Source organism: Rhodoluna sp., assembly GCF_024639375.1.
Lineage (GTDB): Bacteria > Actinomycetota > Actinomycetes > Actinomycetales > Microbacteriaceae > Rhodoluna.
Map to the genome: position 1 here is coordinate 106,393 of NZ_JAHEIM010000001.1, position 15,141 is coordinate 121,533.

Genomic DNA, 15,141 nt, shown 5'->3' on the forward strand with positions numbered 1-15,141 from the left:
TAACAGAAATCCTTTTGCTTGACTGCCAGAAAGCCCTGCATGTATCCCAAGAACGCCGATTCGACTAACGCCGCGCGCGAAGGTGTAAACCCAAGCCCTAGTTTTCCGGCAGTTGAAGAGCAAATTCTTGATTTCTGGGCTAAGGATGGCACTTTTCAGGCCTCGATTGACCAGCGCAAAGGTGCCGGCGCCGAGGAATTCGTCTTTTACGACGGCCCTCCATTTGCCAACGGTTTGCCTCACTATGGCCACCTACTTACCGGTTATGCCAAAGACATGGTTCCGCGTTTCAAGACCATGCAGGGTTATCGCGTTGAGCGTCGCTTTGGTTGGGACACCCACGGTTTGCCGGCCGAAGTTGAAGCCGAGCGTCAGCTAGGCATCTCGGGCCGACCTGAGATCGAAAAATACGGCATCGACAAGTTCAATGACTACTGCCGCACCTCAGTTTTGAAGTACACCGAAGAGTGGCGCAGCTACATCACTCGCCAGGCTCGCTGGGTTGACTTCGACAACGACTACAAGACGCTAGACACTCCTTATACCGAGAGTGTGCTCTGGGCATTTAGCGAGCTGCACAAAAAAGGTTTGATCTACGAGGGTTTCAAGGTGTTGGCATATTGCTGGCGCTGCGAGACTCCGCTTTCAAACCACGAGCTGCGCATGGACGACGAGGTTTACAAAAACCGTCAAGACCAAACCCTCACCGTGACTTTCCCAATTGCTGAGGGTCAAGAACTTGAGGGTGTGCGTCTACTTGCCTGGACGACTACTCCTTGGACTTTGCCAACCAACTTTGCGTTGGCAGTTGGCCCAGAAATCGAATATTCGATCGTGCCTGCCGGTGCGGCTGGCGCAGCTGATGGCGGCGCCCCTGGCACTCGATACATTTTGGCTAAGTCACTTGCTGCAGGTTATGCAAAAGACTTGGGATACGAATCATCCAAAGCTTTGAACGAAGCGATTGGTGACACCTACCTGGGTCGCGAACTTGCAGGTCTGAAGTATGAGCCTTTATTCAACTACTACGCAGACGATACCAAGTTTGAAATTTCAAATGCTTGGCAAGTTTTGGCGGATGAGTATGTTGGCAGCACCGATGGAACTGGCATCGTGCACCAGGCACCTGCCTACGGCGAGGATGACCAGCGCGTTTGTAACGATGCGGGCATTCCTACTTATGTTTCGATAAACGAGCGCGGCGAGTTCAACAGCATCGTCACCGACTTTGAGGGTCAGCACGTTTTTGACGCCAACAAGCCAATCTCGCAAAAGCTAAAGACTGAAGGTCGTGTGCTTCGCCAGGCTTCTTATGAACACTCTTACCCACACTGTTACCGCTGCAAGAATCCTCTAATTTACAAGGCTGTTTCTTCGTGGTTCGTTGAGACCACAAAATTGCGTGATCGCATGCTTGAGCTAAACCAAGAGATTGACTGGACTCCTGAGCACACCAAGGATGGCTCTTTCGGCAAGTGGCTCGAAAATGTTCGCGACTGGGCAATTAGCCGCAATCGTTTCTGGGGCGCGCCAATTCCAGTTTGGAAATCAGATGACCCAAACTATCCGCGCATTGATGTGTACGGTTCGCTAGATGCTCTTGAAAAAGACTTCGGCGTTCGCCCCGCAGACTTCCACCGCCCGGTAATCGATCAGCTGACTCGACCAAACCCAGACGACCCAACGGGCAAGTCAACTATGCGTCGTGTGCCAGAAGTTTTGGACTGCTGGTTTGAGTCTGGTTCGATGCCATTTGCGCAAGCGCACTATCCGTTTGAAAACCGTGACTGGTTCGACACTCACAACCCAGGCGACTACATCGTTGAATACGTTGGTCAAACTCGCGGTTGGTTCTACACGCTGCACGTTCTTTCAACTGCTTTGTTTGATCGCCCAGCGTTTAAGTCGGCCGTTTCGCACGGCATCATCCTTGGCAATGATGGCCAGAAGATGTCGAAGTCTTTGCGCAATTACCCAGACGTAAACGAAGTGTTCGACCGAGATGGTGCTGACGCAATGCGTTGGTTCTTGTTGTCGAGCCCAATCTTGCGCGGTGGCAATCTGATTGTTACCGAGCAGGGCATTCGCGAAGGTGTGCGTCAGGTGCTATTGCCACTTTGGAACACCTGGTATTTCTTCTCGCTTTACGCCAACGCTTCAAACTATGAGGCCAAGCGTTCAACCGACAGCACCAACGTGCTCGATCGCTACTTGCTCTCAAAGACTCACGACCTAATCAACGAAGTTGAAGGTCACCTAAACAACTTCGACTCTTACTCGGCCGCTTCGGCACTTCGCGATTTTGCCGATGTTCTTACCAACTGGTACGTGCGTCGTTCGCGCGATCGTTTCTGGCAGGGCTCATCCGAAGCATTCGACACTCTCTACACAGTGCTCGAGACAATGTGTCGCGTTGCGGCGCCACTGCTGCCAATGGTCACCGAAGAAATTTGGAAGGGTCTCACCAACGGCCGAAGCGTGCACCTAGAAAGCTGGCCGGTTGCCAGTGAGCTGCCGCACGACGCAGCGCTGGTAGAAGCAATGGACCAAGTTCGCAGCGTCACTTCGGTGGCTTCAAGTTTGCGCAAGGCCAACGGGCTTCGCGTGCGCTTGCCACTTGCCAAGCTAACCGCGGTCACTAAAAACGTTGCTGGTCTCGAAGAATTTAGCGAGATTATCGCCGACGAGCTAAACGTGAAGCACGTGCAGTTGGTTGAGATGTCACTCGATTCCACCACTGAGTTTGGTGTGATCAAGCGTCTGACCGTTAACTCGCGTGCTGCTGGCCCGCGTATTGGCAAGAATGTTCAAGCAGTAATTCAAGCCGCTAAGGCTGGGGACTGGACAGATGTTGACGGTGTCGTAATTGCCGGTGGCGTGCCACTCATCGAAGGCGAATATGTAATCGACTTGGTAGCCGACACCTCAGAGAAACTTGAAGAAACCGGAGTCACCGAATTCATCGGAATTCTGCCATCCGGTGGATTCCTGATTCTGGATGGCAAAGTGACTGCAGAGTTGGCTGCCGAAGGTTTGGCTCGCGATGTAATTCGTGCAATTCAGCAGGCTCGAAAAGATGCAGATCTTGATGTGAGCGATCGCATCAAGCTAACTCTCACCGCGCCCGATGATGTGCTCGCTGCAGTCGCCGAACATGCCGAACTTGTTAAGAGTGAAACTCTGACCCTTGAAATTGAAACCGTAAGCAACTCTGCACCCGCAAACGCGGTTGCGGTTGGTGAAAACCAACAGGTTCAAATTTCGGTGGCAAAGCTTTGAGCGATCACCTAAGCGACGATCACTACTGGCAGTTGCTGGCTGCGCAGGTCGAAGAGGCTTTGCTGTCACGCATGCCAGAGAACAAACTTGAACCACGACTCAGTGCAACCATGCGAGCGGCTGAGCTGCTAGGTGACCCGCAAAAGGCTTACCGAATCATTCACGTCACCGGCACCAACGGCAAAACCAGCACCAGCCGATTCATTGAGCGATTGCTGCGCGAGCACGGTTTGCGCACTGGTCGTTTCACCAGCCCGCACCTTGTGAAAATCAACGAGCGAATTTCTTTGGATGGCGACCCGGTAACTGACGAACGTCTTTACAACGTGTGGACCGAAATCGCACCGATTCTAGAAATTGTTGACGCCGAACTCGACGCTGCTGGCGAAAACAAGTTGACATTCTTTGAGGCGCTAACTGTTCTGGCATTTGCCATTTTTGCCGATGCTCCGGTTGATGTTTTGGTGCTTGAAGTTGGCATGGGTGGCGCTTGGGATTCAACCAACATTGCCGACGGTGACGTCGCGGTGTTCACTCCAATTTCAATCGATCACACAGATCGCCTTGGAAGCACGTTGAAAGAAATAGCGCAAACCAAATCTGGCATCATCAAACCTGGTGCGTTGGTTGTGTCTTCAATTCAAAACCAAGAGGCGCTTGCTGAGCTGCAGAGCAAAGCCAAAGACCTTGCAGAATCATTCAAAATCTACGGTTCAGATTTCGAAGTTATCGACAGCGAACCAAACATCCTTGGTCAAAATGTGAGCGTGCGAAGCATTGCAGGGGAGTATCGCGATTTGAACCTGCCAGTGCATGGCTACTACCAAGCTCAAAACGCAGCTCTTGCGGTTGCCGCCGTTGAGGCGTTTCTCGGTGGCGGTCAACAACGAATTATGGATGACGTAGTTCGTGCCGCGTTTGCCGACTTCTCATCACCCGGTCGCTTGCAGGTTGTTGGTCGTGAACCACTAACGATTCTCGATGCGGCACACAACCCAGATGGTGCGCATTCTTTGGCCAGAGCTTTGAAGGACTCTTTTGGTGCACCATACGCGGTTGGCGTTATTTCAATCCTTGGTGACAAAGAGGCCGGGCCAATTCTTGAAGCGCTCGACGATAGCTTGGTAGAAGTCATCATCACGCAGTCTTCCTCGCTTCGCGCGATTGCCGCAGAAGAGCTGGCGACCCTTGCTCGCAAGATTCTTGGCAACGACCGAGTGACCATTCAAGAGAACCCGCAGTGGGCAATTGCTGAAGCGGCGCTCAAAATTCCTGCTGGTCAACCTGGCGCAATTGTGGTCACCGGTTCGGTCACGCTAGTTGGCGACGTTCTAAAGTTGAAGCAGATAGAGGCAGATCAAGATGAGTAGACCCAAGGCAAAATCAACCCAACGCGCACTTAGTTCAATGCTGTTGGCGTTTGAATCATTCGTAGTCTTTTTTGCAACCCTCGTGGCCTTTGGTCTCAAGGTTGCCGATGGTCCGCTGGTTTGGGCTATTGGTCTAACCATCGCTTTCTTGCTAATCATCACTCCAGCGGTTTTGGGCACCAAAGTTTCTTATTACTGGGGATGGTTCCTGCAGCTTGTAGTGCTTAGCCTCGGCGTTTGGGTTCCATTGATGTGGTTTGTTGGTGGCATCTTTGTTTGTCTTTGGGCGTGGGCCATGATTGCCGGTGTCACCATCGATCGCGCTCGTGCTGCGCTAGATCGTCAAAATGGTTTTGTAGTTGAAGCAGAAATCTCAGAGGAGAAATAAATGAGCGAATCGACACTCGTATTGATCAAGCCAGACGGTGTTGGTCGCAATCTGATCGGTGAAATTATCCGTCGCTGTGAAGCAAAGGGTTATGTGGTTGGCGATCTAAAGCTAATGACTGCAAGCCGTGAATTGCTCGGTGCGCACTATGCCGAACACGAAGGCAAGCCTTTCTATGAGCCACTGATTGATTTCATGATGAGCGGCCCGGTTGTTGCCATCAAGCTCGAGGGCAACAGTGTCATCGAGGGTTTCCGCTCGCTAGCTGGCGCAACGAACCCAACAGTTGCTGCACCAGGCACCATTCGCGGTGACCTTGGCCGTGACTGGGGATTGAAGGTTCAGCAAAACCTGGTTCACGGTTCTGACTCAGCTGAGTCTGCAGCTCGCGAACTGGCTCTTTGGTTCTAAGCATTAAATAAAAAAATCGGGCCTGCAATGCAGACCCGATTTTTTTATGTCTAAAACAGTGTTGGCCAGAATTTCCAGAAACGAATCACGATGGTCAAAATCACGATTGCCTCGGTGATCGCGGTGAAAAGCCAAGCCTTGTTGGCGGCCCAGTCAAAGAATCTTACCCACTTGATTGGGGTGTCAATAAAGCCGTCGTTGGCACCGAAAATAAACACGCGCCAGAACATTGGCACCATGGCCGCCCAGGCAACCATGCAATAAGGGCACAGCACGTTAATCACAAAGGTGCTCTGGCTAAACAGCCAAAGCACAAACAAGAAGCCCACGGTCACGCCAAGGGCAAACAGTCGCCAGAACCACGCAGCAAAGCGGGCGCCGGCGAGAATTGCCACACCCACCACAATTGGGGCAATAAAAGCCGCTAGGCCGATAATCGGGTTCGGAAATCCGAGGAGTGAAGCCTGCGGGGTCAACATCACTGACTTACAGCTAATAAATGGGCTGATGTCGCAGCTTAGGGTGGCATCTGGGTTGCCGGCCACGTGAATGCGCTCGAGCACTAGCGAGAAGGCCGCAAACCAGCCCACGATGCCCGTAATTATCAAATTCCAGGCAAAACTCTTGCTTGGCTGCAGCGTAATTGTGTTTGAAGGGTTGCTCATCAAATCAGTATCGCACGCGTCTTTGGTGACATTTCACGGCCCAGATGGCATACTGATAGGAGTTGCGCCACCACACTGGTGCGACTAAAGATTTTGCAAGTGCTTTGGCGTTGACGTCGCGCAAGACCCATCGGGCAGCGAGAACCGCAAAAAATAAGCAACTTGCACACAGTTTTGGTCATTCACAATCGTGAGTGACAACGGTTTTTAAGCCTTGGAACTAGTGCGTGTGGCCTAGGGCTAGGCAGCTTGGAGTGCACCAGAAATGGTGAAAAACGAAGATTTTGAACAGCCTGTTAAGGCAACCCGCGTTCGCAAGGCAAAGGCAACTGCAGTTGATGCAGTTGCGGCGGCCACCGACGAAACTAAAAAACCAGCAGTCAAAAAGGCAACTGTGCGCAAGCCGGCTGCTAAAAAGGCGCCTGCCTCGGTTGACGAGGTTATAGCCAAGGCCGAAAAGCCTGCAGCAAAGAAGGCACCGGCAAAGCGCGCCACCAAGGCCAAGGCTGAAAAGCCTGCCGAATCAGAAGCTACTGCGGTTGCTGCAGCCCCTGCAGCACTAACCCCGCCATCAGCCACATCGTTGATGTTCATGGCGCCAGACTTGCCAACCCCAAAGATCGACAGCAAGCGCGGTCGCCCAGTTGCCGATGCACCAGAAGGCGATGACAGCCACAAGCGTCGTCGTTCACGTCGTCGCGCCGGTGAAGAGGGCACCGTTGATGCCGTTGACCCAAACACAGTTGTCAAGGTGCGCACCCCGCGCGAACCAAAAGCTCCGAGCAACGAGCCAACCCGCGTTAAGGGTTCAACTCGTCTTGAAGCCAAAAAGCAGCGCCGCCGTGATGGTCGCGATGCTGGTCGTCGTCGCACCACAATTACCGAATCTGAATTCCTTGCTCGTCGTGAAGCTGTTGACCGCCACATGGTGGTTCGCTCTAAAGACGGCAAGATTCAAATTGGCGTGCTCGAAGACGGCATTTTGGTTGAACACTATGTCGCTAAGGCATCCGAGGCTTCGCTAATTGGCAACGTCTACCTGGGCAAGGTGCAAAACGTTTTGCCTTCGATGGAAGCCGCGTTCGTTGACGTTGGCCGTGGCCGCAACGCCGTGCTTTACTCGGGTGAAGTTGACTGGGAACTTGCCGAAACTGGCAACCAGCCGCGCCGCATCGAACTCGCACTGAAGAGTGGCGACACCGTTTTGGTTCAGGTGACTAAAGACCCAGTTGGTCAAAAGGGCGCACGTCTAACCAGCCAGGTTTCATTGCCTGGCCGCTACTTGGTTTACGTGCCAAACGGTTCAATGAACGGCATCTCTCGCAAGCTGCCAGATTCAGAGCGCGCCCGCCTAAAGAAAATTTTGAAAGAGATTCTGCCCGAAGATGCTGGTGTGATTGTTCGCACCGCAGCTGAAGGTGCAACCGAAGAGCAATTAACTTTGGATGTGCAGCGCCTGCAGCAGCAGTGGGCTGAGATCAGCAAGAAGGTTGAAAAGGGCCAGGCTCCGGTGCTGTTGCACAGCGAGCCAGACCTTTTGGTCAAGATTGTTCGTGACGTTTTCAACGAAGACTTCCAAAAGATGATCATCGCTGGCGATGACGCACGCGAAACCATTGAGGAATACCTGCAGTCAGTTGCACCTGACCTGCTTGAGCGTGTTGAAAAATACACCGGCAGCAAAGACATATTTGATGAGTACCGCGTTGGTGAGCAAATTGCCAAGGCGCTTGAGCGCAAGGTTTACTTGCCGTCGGGTGGTTCATTGGTTATCGACCGCACCGAAGCAATGACCGTGGTTGACGTAAACACCGGAAAGTTTGTTGGTTCAGGCGGAAACCTTGAAGAGACCGTGACCAAGAACAACCTTGAAGCTGCCGAAGAAATCGTGCGCCAGCTGCGCTTGCGCGACATCGGTGGAATCATCGTGGTGGACTTCATCGACATGGTGCTCGAGTCAAACCGTGATTTGGTTCAGCGTCGTTTGATGGAATGCCTAAGCCGCGACCGCACCAAGCACCAGGTGGCCGAGGTTACCTCGCTTGGTTTGGTTCAGATGACTCGCAAGAAGTTGGGCATCGGCCTGCTTGAGGCATTCAGCGAGCCTTGTGAAGCCTGTGCCAGCCGAGGTGTGATTGTGCACCACGAGCCGATCATGCGTTCAAAGCACAATCTTGGTGAAGATTCACGCCCGCAAAACCAGAACCAAAACCAAAAGCAGGGCAAGAAGAACCGCCAGGATCGCAACCAGAAGCCAGAACCGGCCAAGGTAGTGACCCCAGAGAGCGCAATCAAGATCAACAGCGTGATCACCCAGATTGCCGCTTCAACCGTGGCTGCTCATGAGGCAGCAGGCGAGCCATCGCCAATCGTTCTTCCTACAGCAAAGACTTCTGCAGACAATAACTCGGATGCAGAAAAGATGCTGGAGGCCGTGTTGGAGGCTCTGCCAGAGCCAAAAGCACCGGGGCAGGGGCGTCGCAAGCCGCGCCGAGCCACCAGCGCCGGAAACGTCGTGCCAGCAAATGCTTCAAACAATGCAGAAATAGGTGGCTAAAGGGTTTGACCCCAGCCAGCTGGCGATGTAGACTAGACCCTCGTTGCCTGTTGAGTATTTTCACCGCAACAAAATAAGACTTTCGAACAAAGGGTAGATCTGTGGTTTACGCAGTAGTCCGCGCAGGCGGCCGTCAAGAGAAGGTGTCAGTAGGCACCATCGTTACGCTTGACCGTATCAAGGCTGATGCCAACGGCAAGATTGAGCTAACCGCTCTTCTTCTAGTTGATGGCGACAAGGTCACCACCAAGGCAGCAGAGCTTGCCAAGGTTAAGGTAACCGCTGAAGTTCTAAACGACCTACGTGGTCCAAAGATCATCATTCAGAAGTACAAGAACAAGACCGGCTACAAGAAGCGTCAAGGTCACCGTTCAGAGTTGACCCGCGTTCAGGTCACAGAGATCAAGTAAAGGACTAACCCAAAATGGCTTCGAAAAAAGGTGTTAGCTCGACCCGAAACGGTCGCGATTCAAACGCACAGCGTCTAGGCGTTAAGCGTTACGCAGGTCAAGAAGTTAACGCAGGCGAGATCATCGTTCGTCAGCGCGGAACTCACTTTCACCCAGGTGCCAACATTGGCAAGGGTAAAGACGACACCCTATTCGCACTAGCTGCTGGTGTAGTTGAATTCGGCACCAAGGGTGGTCGCCGCGTTGTAAACATCATCGAAGGCGAATAAGCGGTTCAAGTTTTCTAAAGAAGGCGAGCCGTTGGGCTCGCCTTTCTTTTTTCTAAAATTAATTCACTAGAAGGAGATGACCTTGGTTTCATTTGTTGATCAAGTGACCCTTCACGTGCGTGCGGGCAACGGCGGCGACGGCTGTGTTTCGGTTCACCGCGAAAAATTTAAGCCACTCGGCGGCCCAGACGGTGCCGATGGTGGCAAGGGCGGCAGCATCTCGCTGATCTCAGACCCAAACGTCACAACTCTTCTTGACTTTCACTTTCACCCACACCGAGCCGCTGGCGACGGTGGCGACGGTGCCGGTGATTACCGCAACGGTCACCACGGTGAAAACTTGGTGCTACCGGTTCCGGTTGGCACAGTAGTTAAAAACGCCAAAGGTGTAATGATTGCCGACCTCGACGAGCCAGGCATGGAACTCATCATTGGTGAAGGCGGCATGGGCGGCCTGGGCAACGCTGCTCTGGCAAGCACCAAGCGCAAGGCACCTGGTTTTGCACTTTTGGGTGTGCCTGGTTGGTCTGGCGATGTAATTCTTGAACTCAAGACCGTTGCTGATATCGCATTGGTGGGTTACCCATCTGCAGGTAAGTCTTCTTTGATTGCGGCACTTAGCGCAGCACGACCAAAGATCGCCGATTACCCATTCACAACTTTGCACCCGAACCTTGGTGTGGTTCAGGCCGGCGACACTCGCTTCACCATCGCAGATGTGCCTGGTCTGATTGAAGGCGCCAGCGAAGGCAAGGGCCTTGGCTTGCAGTTCTTGCGTCACGTTGAGCGCTGCGCAGCTTTGCTGCACGTTATTGACTGTGCAACCATCGAGCCAAACCGCGACCCGGTTAGCGACCTCGACAAGATACTTAAAGAGCTAGATGCCTATGCAGTTCCAGAGGGTGAACTGCCGCTTACTCAGCGCCCGCAGTTGATAGCGCTGAACAAAGCCGATGTTCCTGATGGCAAAGAGTTGGCAGAGTTTGTAAAGCCAGATCTAGAAGCTCGCGGCTACAAAGTTTTCATAATCTCTGCGGCAAGCCACGGGGGTTTGCGCGAATTGAACTATGCCCTTGCGGCACTGGTAGAGCAGGCTCGCAAAGACAAGCAGACTGCACCGGCAAAGCCACGCATTCAGTTGATGCAGTCAAAGCGCGATGAGTCGAAGTTTGAAGTTAAAACCGAGATGTATGGCGAAGAGAAGATTTACCGCGTGCTTGGCGTTAAGCCAGAGCGTTGGGTTGCTCAAACTCAGTTTGGCAACGAAGAGGCTGTTGGTTACCTAGGTGACCGTCTGGCAAAAATCGGTCTTGAAGACGCGCTCTACAAGGCGGGCGCCGAAGCTGGCTCAACCGTTGTTATTGGCCCAGGCAAGGGTGTGATCTTCGACTGGGAGCCAACTATCAACTCTGCAGCCGAATTGATCTCTGGCCCTCGAGGCACCGATGCGCGACTCGACATGAATGAACGTCGAACCACAAAGCAGCGCCGTCAAACTTATACCGAGCGCATGGATGCCAAGGCAGCCGCTCGTGACGAACTAAGAAAAGAAGGCGAAGCCGGCATCTGGTCTAAGCCAGAGGACTTCGAAAAGGAAGACTAAGTGACACTTCGAGACAGAAGCGAGTTAGCAACCGCAAAGCGTGTGGTTGTGAAGGTTGGTTCGTCTTCGATTAGCGGTGCTAACGAAAACAAAATTGACCTGCTGGTAGATGCACTGGCAAAGTCGAACGCTCGTGGCACCGAAGTGATTCTTGTTACCTCGGGTGCCATTGCAAATGCGCTGCCACTTTTTAATCTCACAGCCCGCCCAGATGATTTGCCTATGGTGCAGGCGCTTGCCTCAGTGGGGCAAAGCAAGCTGATTGCTCGCTACCAGGCGAGTCTCGAAAAGTACTCGATTATTGTTGGCCAGGTTTTGCTTACCTCTGGTGACTTTGAACACGATGAGACCCGCAACAACGCTAAGGCAACCCTTGAGCAACTGGTGAAGCTTCGCACTTTGCCAATCGTGAACGAAAACGACACAGTGGCAACTCACGAAATTAAGTTTGGCGACAACGATCGACTGGCTGCGCTAGTTGCCGTGCTTGTTGATGCTGACGCTCTCATTTTGCTGAGCGACGTTGACGGCCTGTATGACATGCCACCAGAAAAAGATGGCGCAAAGCGTATTGAGATTGTTTCTGCCGGTTCAGACATGTCTGGCATTGAAATTGGCGGCACCGGTTCAAAAGTTGGCACCGGTGGCGCAGCTACCAAGGTTTCCGCTGCGAAGCTTGCAACCGATTCTGGCGTGGCCGTGTTGTTGACCAGCACCGATTTAGTTTCTGAGGCTTTGGCTGGTGCCAACATTGGCACTTGGTTTGAGCCAACCAATAAATAAACGAAATTAGGGTTTAAACATGGTTTCTGCAATCGACAAGATTCGTCTAGCTAAGCAAGCTGCCGGTTCACTCGCTCAAGCCTCAACCACAGTTAAGAATGAAGTGCTTCAGCAGGTTGCCTCGCTGTTGCCAATCCGTGCAGATGAGATTATCGCTGCCAATCAAAAAGACCTCGCTAACGGTGTTGCCGATGGCATGACTGCAAGCCTTCAAGACCGTTTGCGCCTAGACCACGGTCGAATTCAGGCAATTGCTGATTCGGTTTTACAAATCGTTTCCTTGCCAGACCCGGTGGGTGATGTTATCCGCGGTATGTCTTTGCCAAATGCGCTGAAGCTCACTCAGGTGCGTGTGCCACTTGGTGTTATCGGTGTAATTTATGAGGCTCGACCAAACGTCACCATAGACATTGCTGTGCTGGCAATCAAGAGCGGAAATGCCACCGTGCTTCGCGGTGGTCGCGCAGCCGAACACACCAATGCGGTTTTGGTTAAGTTGCTGCAAGACGCGCTGGCAATTGCCGGTTTGAATTCAGATGCAGTGCAAACCGTGGATGAATTCGGTCGCGATGGCGGCGTTGAAATGATGCGTGCGGTCGGTTTGATTGACGTATTGATTCCACGTGGCGGCGCTGGCTTGATTCGCCAGGTAGTTGAAGAGGCCAAGGTGCCGGTTATTCAAACCGGCGATGGCGTGGTGCACATTTTTGTTGATGAGACAGCTCGTTTGGATTGGGCAGTGGAAATCATTCACAACGCCAAGGTTCAGCGTCCGAGTGTTTGCAATGCGGTTGAGACCCTGCTAATTCACGAGAATGCTGTCGAGCGCATTTTGCCTGCAGTACTTGATCGATTGTCTGAGTCTGGAGTGACGGTTCACGGCGATGAAGTCACCCAGCAAAACTTCTTTGCTGCGGTGGCGGCAACCGAAGAGGACTGGCGGGCCGAATATCACGACCTTGACATCGCTGTGAAAGTTGTGAAAAACCTAGATGAGGCGCTGGCACACATTGCTACTTACTCGACCAAGCACACCGAATCGATCATCACCGAGAACGTCAGCAACGCGGAACGCTTCTTGAATGAGGTTGATTCTTCAACCGTGATGGTGAATGCCTCGACTCGTTTCACCGATGGTGGCGAGTTCGGTTTTGGTGCCGAAGTTGGCATTTCGACCCAGAAACTGCATGCGCGCGGCCCAATGGGCTTGCAAGAGCTAACTTCTACCAAGTGGCTAGTTCGCGGCAGCGGGCAGGTTAGAGCCTAAACCGGGCTCGGCTAGGTTATTCTGGAGAGGTTCTGAGGAGAAAAATTGAACGTAATTCTTGCGGCAGAAGAAGCAGGCGTCACATTGCCATTCCCATCTTTCTGGTTTGGTGTAATTGCAATCGGCACCTTCATCTTGCTTGGTCTTGTCACCTGGTCTTACCGTGACGTGGCAAACCGTCACGATCACAAAGAGTCAAAGGGCCACCACTAGGAGTTACCTAGCGGCAAAATCGCATGAGCAAAATTCGTCTCGGCGTGATGGGCGGCACCTTCGACCCAATTCACTATGGCCACTTAGTGGCCGCCAGCGAAGCAGCAGCTGCGTTCAATCTTGACGAAGTGGTCTTCGTGCCAACGGGCGAGCCTTGGCAAAAACAAAACTTCACCACGGGGGAGCACCGTTATTTAATGACGGTGATTGCCACCGCATCTAATCCGAGGTTCAAAGTGAGCCGCGCTGATATCGATCGCGACGGCCCAACCTACACAATCGACACGCTCAATGACATCAGCAACGAATATCCTGATGCCGAACTTTTCTTCATCACAGGGGCCGACGCTATTTCGCAAATTCTTTCTTGGAAGGACATCGAAAAGATTTGGGGCATGGCGCACTTTGTTGCGGTTAGTCGACCCGGGCATGCCTTGGCTGTTCCAGAATCTCCGCACGGTGTTGTTTCACTTTTGGAGATTCCAGCTCTAGCTATTTCTTCAACTGATATTCGTGCACGCGTTGCCGACAAAAAACCAATTTGGTACCTGTTGCCAGATGGAGTTGTTCAATACATTGCAAAACACAAACTTTATCGAGGTGGCAAATGACCGAAGGTCAGTTTCAGTCTCGACGTGAATTGCGTGAAGCCGAACGCAATGGCACAGTCGTGCCGACTTCACCGGCAGTGCAAGATCAGCCCTTACCTCAGCCAGTTGAAGCCGCGCCTGCGCCGTTAGCAGCTGTTGAAGTTGTTGCAAACGATGAACCAGAAATTATCGCGACACCGGCAACTAGCAGTTTATTTTTGTCTCGTCGCCAATTGCGCGATTTTGAGAAGCGCGGTGTTGTGCCGGCAGCTTCACCCCAGGAGGCTGCTCAGAATCTTGAGGCAGCTGCCGCAACTGAAGCCGCTATCGAGGTTGCAGCAACTGAAGCACCTGCCTTTGATGAGGTTCTTGCTGAGGCTGAGGAACCAATCACCTCAGGCATTCAACTTTTCGCGGTATCGCCAAACCTAAACATCGAGCCGCAGACTGCATCGATCATGATTGTGCCCGAAGACCCGCTGGCTAACCTAAATGTGCACATCACCGAAACCGGCGAGCTGCTCAAGACTGGCTCCATTGAACTGCCAAAGTTGACCACCAACACCGGCGAAATCTCAACCATCTTGGATGCATCCGAGGTTGACGATGCCACCGTGCAAGACAGCATCAGCGGCTACGTTTCAACGATTGCACCGCTTCGAGCGAGCGGTGTGGTCAACACGGCAGGCAAAATCGGCATCATGCCCACCCGCTTGGCCCGCGGCCAAGGTCAAATTTTTGCGGTGCTTACCGCTTCGTTGCTAATGGTCACCGTGGGTGGATTGCTACTAGCTGCGTATATGCTTGGACTCTTGTAAACAAACCTCAAAGGAACCTGTGACTGCAACCGCTAAAGCCATTCAAATCGCCAATCTTGCTGCCGCTGCGGCGCTAGATAAGTTGGCAGAAAACGTGGTGGCTCTGGATGTCACCGGCCCGATGCCTTTGACCGACATCTTCCTTTTGGCTTCTGGTCGCAATGAGCGCCAGGTTGCCTCTATTGCCGATGAAATCGAATTCAAGTTGCTAGAAGCTGGGGTTAAGTACCTGCGCCGCGAGGGCAAAGAGACTGGTCGCTGGATTCTCTTGGACTTTGGTGACGTGGTTTGCCACATCATGGTCGAAGAAGATCGCATGTATTACTCGCTTGAGCGCCTTTGGAAAGACTGCCCCATCGTAAAACTTGACGCTGTGCCAGCCGCATAACCTTGGTGTAAACTAACAAAGTTGCTTAGGCAACGAACGGGCCTATGGCGCAGCTGGTAGCGCACCTGCATGGCATGCAGGGGGTCAGGGGTTCAAATCCCCTTAGGTCCACAAATAAAAAACCACCCAA

The 15,141-nt window shown here is 52.7% G+C and carries 15 protein-coding genes and 1 tRNA gene; 15 read left to right on the plus strand and 1 reads right to left on the minus strand.

What is annotated here, in order from left to right; translation table 11 throughout:
- Nucleotides 1-39 precede the first annotated feature (39 nt).
- The 4 genes from ileS to ndk are packed head-to-tail and all read left to right on the plus strand — an operon-like array spanning nucleotide 40 to nucleotide 5,448.
- Nucleotides 40-3,279, plus strand: coding sequence for an isoleucine--tRNA ligase (gene ileS / locus Q0L28_RS00550; RefSeq protein ID WP_296630097.1), 3,240 nt, complete (start codon nucleotides 40-42; stop codon nucleotides 3,277-3,279).
- Nucleotides 3,276-4,649, plus strand: a complete 1,374-nt coding sequence (locus tag Q0L28_RS00555; protein WP_296630099.1) for a folylpolyglutamate synthase/dihydrofolate synthase family protein — start codon at nucleotides 3,276-3,278, stop codon at nucleotides 4,647-4,649. The genes ileS and Q0L28_RS00555 overlap by 4 nt, the downstream gene beginning before the upstream one ends.
- Nucleotides 4,642-5,037 (plus strand): DUF4233 domain-containing protein, encoded by a 396-nt coding sequence (locus Q0L28_RS00560; RefSeq protein ID WP_296630101.1) that lies wholly within the window; start codon nucleotides 4,642-4,644, stop codon nucleotides 5,035-5,037. Before Q0L28_RS00555 ends, Q0L28_RS00560 begins: the two co-directional genes overlap by 8 nt.
- On the plus strand, nucleotides 5,038-5,448 hold the full coding sequence (gene ndk / locus Q0L28_RS00565; protein WP_296630103.1) for a nucleoside-diphosphate kinase: 411 nt from the start codon (nucleotides 5,038-5,040) through the stop codon (nucleotides 5,446-5,448). It abuts the gene before it with no gap.
- 50 nt (nucleotides 5,449-5,498) lie between these two features.
- On the opposite strand, the gene Q0L28_RS00570 is transcribed toward ndk, so the two are convergent.
- Nucleotides 5,499-6,113, minus strand: coding sequence for a vitamin K epoxide reductase family protein (locus tag Q0L28_RS00570; RefSeq protein WP_296630105.1), 615 nt, complete (start codon nucleotides 6,111-6,113; stop codon nucleotides 5,499-5,501).
- A gap of 265 nt (nucleotides 6,114-6,378) precedes the next feature.
- Between Q0L28_RS00570 and Q0L28_RS00575 the strand changes: the two genes are divergently transcribed.
- From Q0L28_RS00575 to Q0L28_RS00625, 11 genes are all read left to right on the plus strand, one after another.
- Nucleotides 6,379-8,670: an Rne/Rng family ribonuclease gene (locus Q0L28_RS00575; RefSeq protein WP_296630107.1), complete on the plus strand. Its 2,292-nt coding sequence runs from the start codon at nucleotides 6,379-6,381 to the stop codon at nucleotides 8,668-8,670.
- A 101-nt stretch (nucleotides 8,671-8,771) separates the two neighbouring features.
- A complete protein-coding gene (rplU, locus tag Q0L28_RS00580; RefSeq protein ID WP_296630109.1) occupies nucleotides 8,772-9,080 on the plus strand; it encodes a 50S ribosomal protein L21 in 309 nt (102 codons plus the stop codon).
- Between the two features lie 14 nt (nucleotides 9,081-9,094).
- The gene (gene rpmA, locus Q0L28_RS00585; protein WP_296630111.1) at nucleotides 9,095-9,349 is read left to right on the plus strand and encodes a 50S ribosomal protein L27; all 255 of its coding nucleotides are present in this window, start codon (nucleotides 9,095-9,097) and stop codon (nucleotides 9,347-9,349) included.
- An 82-nt stretch (nucleotides 9,350-9,431) separates the two neighbouring features.
- Nucleotides 9,432-10,952, plus strand: a complete 1,521-nt coding sequence (gene obgE, locus Q0L28_RS00590) for a GTPase ObgE (protein WP_296630112.1) — start codon at nucleotides 9,432-9,434, stop codon at nucleotides 10,950-10,952.
- Nucleotides 10,953-11,735, plus strand: a complete 783-nt coding sequence (gene proB, locus Q0L28_RS00595; RefSeq protein ID WP_296630113.1) for a glutamate 5-kinase — start codon at nucleotides 10,953-10,955, stop codon at nucleotides 11,733-11,735.
- A gap of 19 nt (nucleotides 11,736-11,754) precedes the next feature.
- Nucleotides 11,755-13,002 carry a glutamate-5-semialdehyde dehydrogenase gene (locus tag Q0L28_RS00600; protein ID WP_296630115.1) on the plus strand — a complete coding sequence of 416 codons (1,248 nt, stop codon included), beginning with the start codon at nucleotides 11,755-11,757 and terminating at the stop codon, nucleotides 13,000-13,002.
- 45 nt (nucleotides 13,003-13,047) lie between these two features.
- On the plus strand, nucleotides 13,048-13,215 hold the full coding sequence (locus Q0L28_RS00605; RefSeq protein WP_296630117.1) for a hypothetical protein: 168 nt from the start codon (nucleotides 13,048-13,050) through the stop codon (nucleotides 13,213-13,215).
- A gap of 23 nt (nucleotides 13,216-13,238) precedes the next feature.
- Nucleotides 13,239-13,826: a nicotinate-nucleotide adenylyltransferase gene (gene nadD, locus Q0L28_RS00610; protein ID WP_296630119.1), complete on the plus strand. Its 588-nt coding sequence runs from the start codon at nucleotides 13,239-13,241 to the stop codon at nucleotides 13,824-13,826.
- Nucleotides 13,823-14,623 carry a hypothetical protein gene (locus Q0L28_RS00615; protein WP_296630122.1) on the plus strand — a complete coding sequence of 267 codons (801 nt, stop codon included), beginning with the start codon at nucleotides 13,823-13,825 and terminating at the stop codon, nucleotides 14,621-14,623. Before nadD ends, Q0L28_RS00615 begins: the two co-directional genes overlap by 4 nt.
- 19 nt (nucleotides 14,624-14,642) lie before the next feature.
- Nucleotides 14,643-15,011, plus strand: coding sequence for a ribosome silencing factor (gene rsfS / locus Q0L28_RS00620; protein ID WP_296630126.1), 369 nt, complete (start codon nucleotides 14,643-14,645; stop codon nucleotides 15,009-15,011).
- Between the two features lie 38 nt (nucleotides 15,012-15,049).
- Nucleotides 15,050-15,122 (plus strand) — tRNA-Ala (locus tag Q0L28_RS00625).
- Nucleotides 15,123-15,141: the final 19 nt, after the last annotated feature.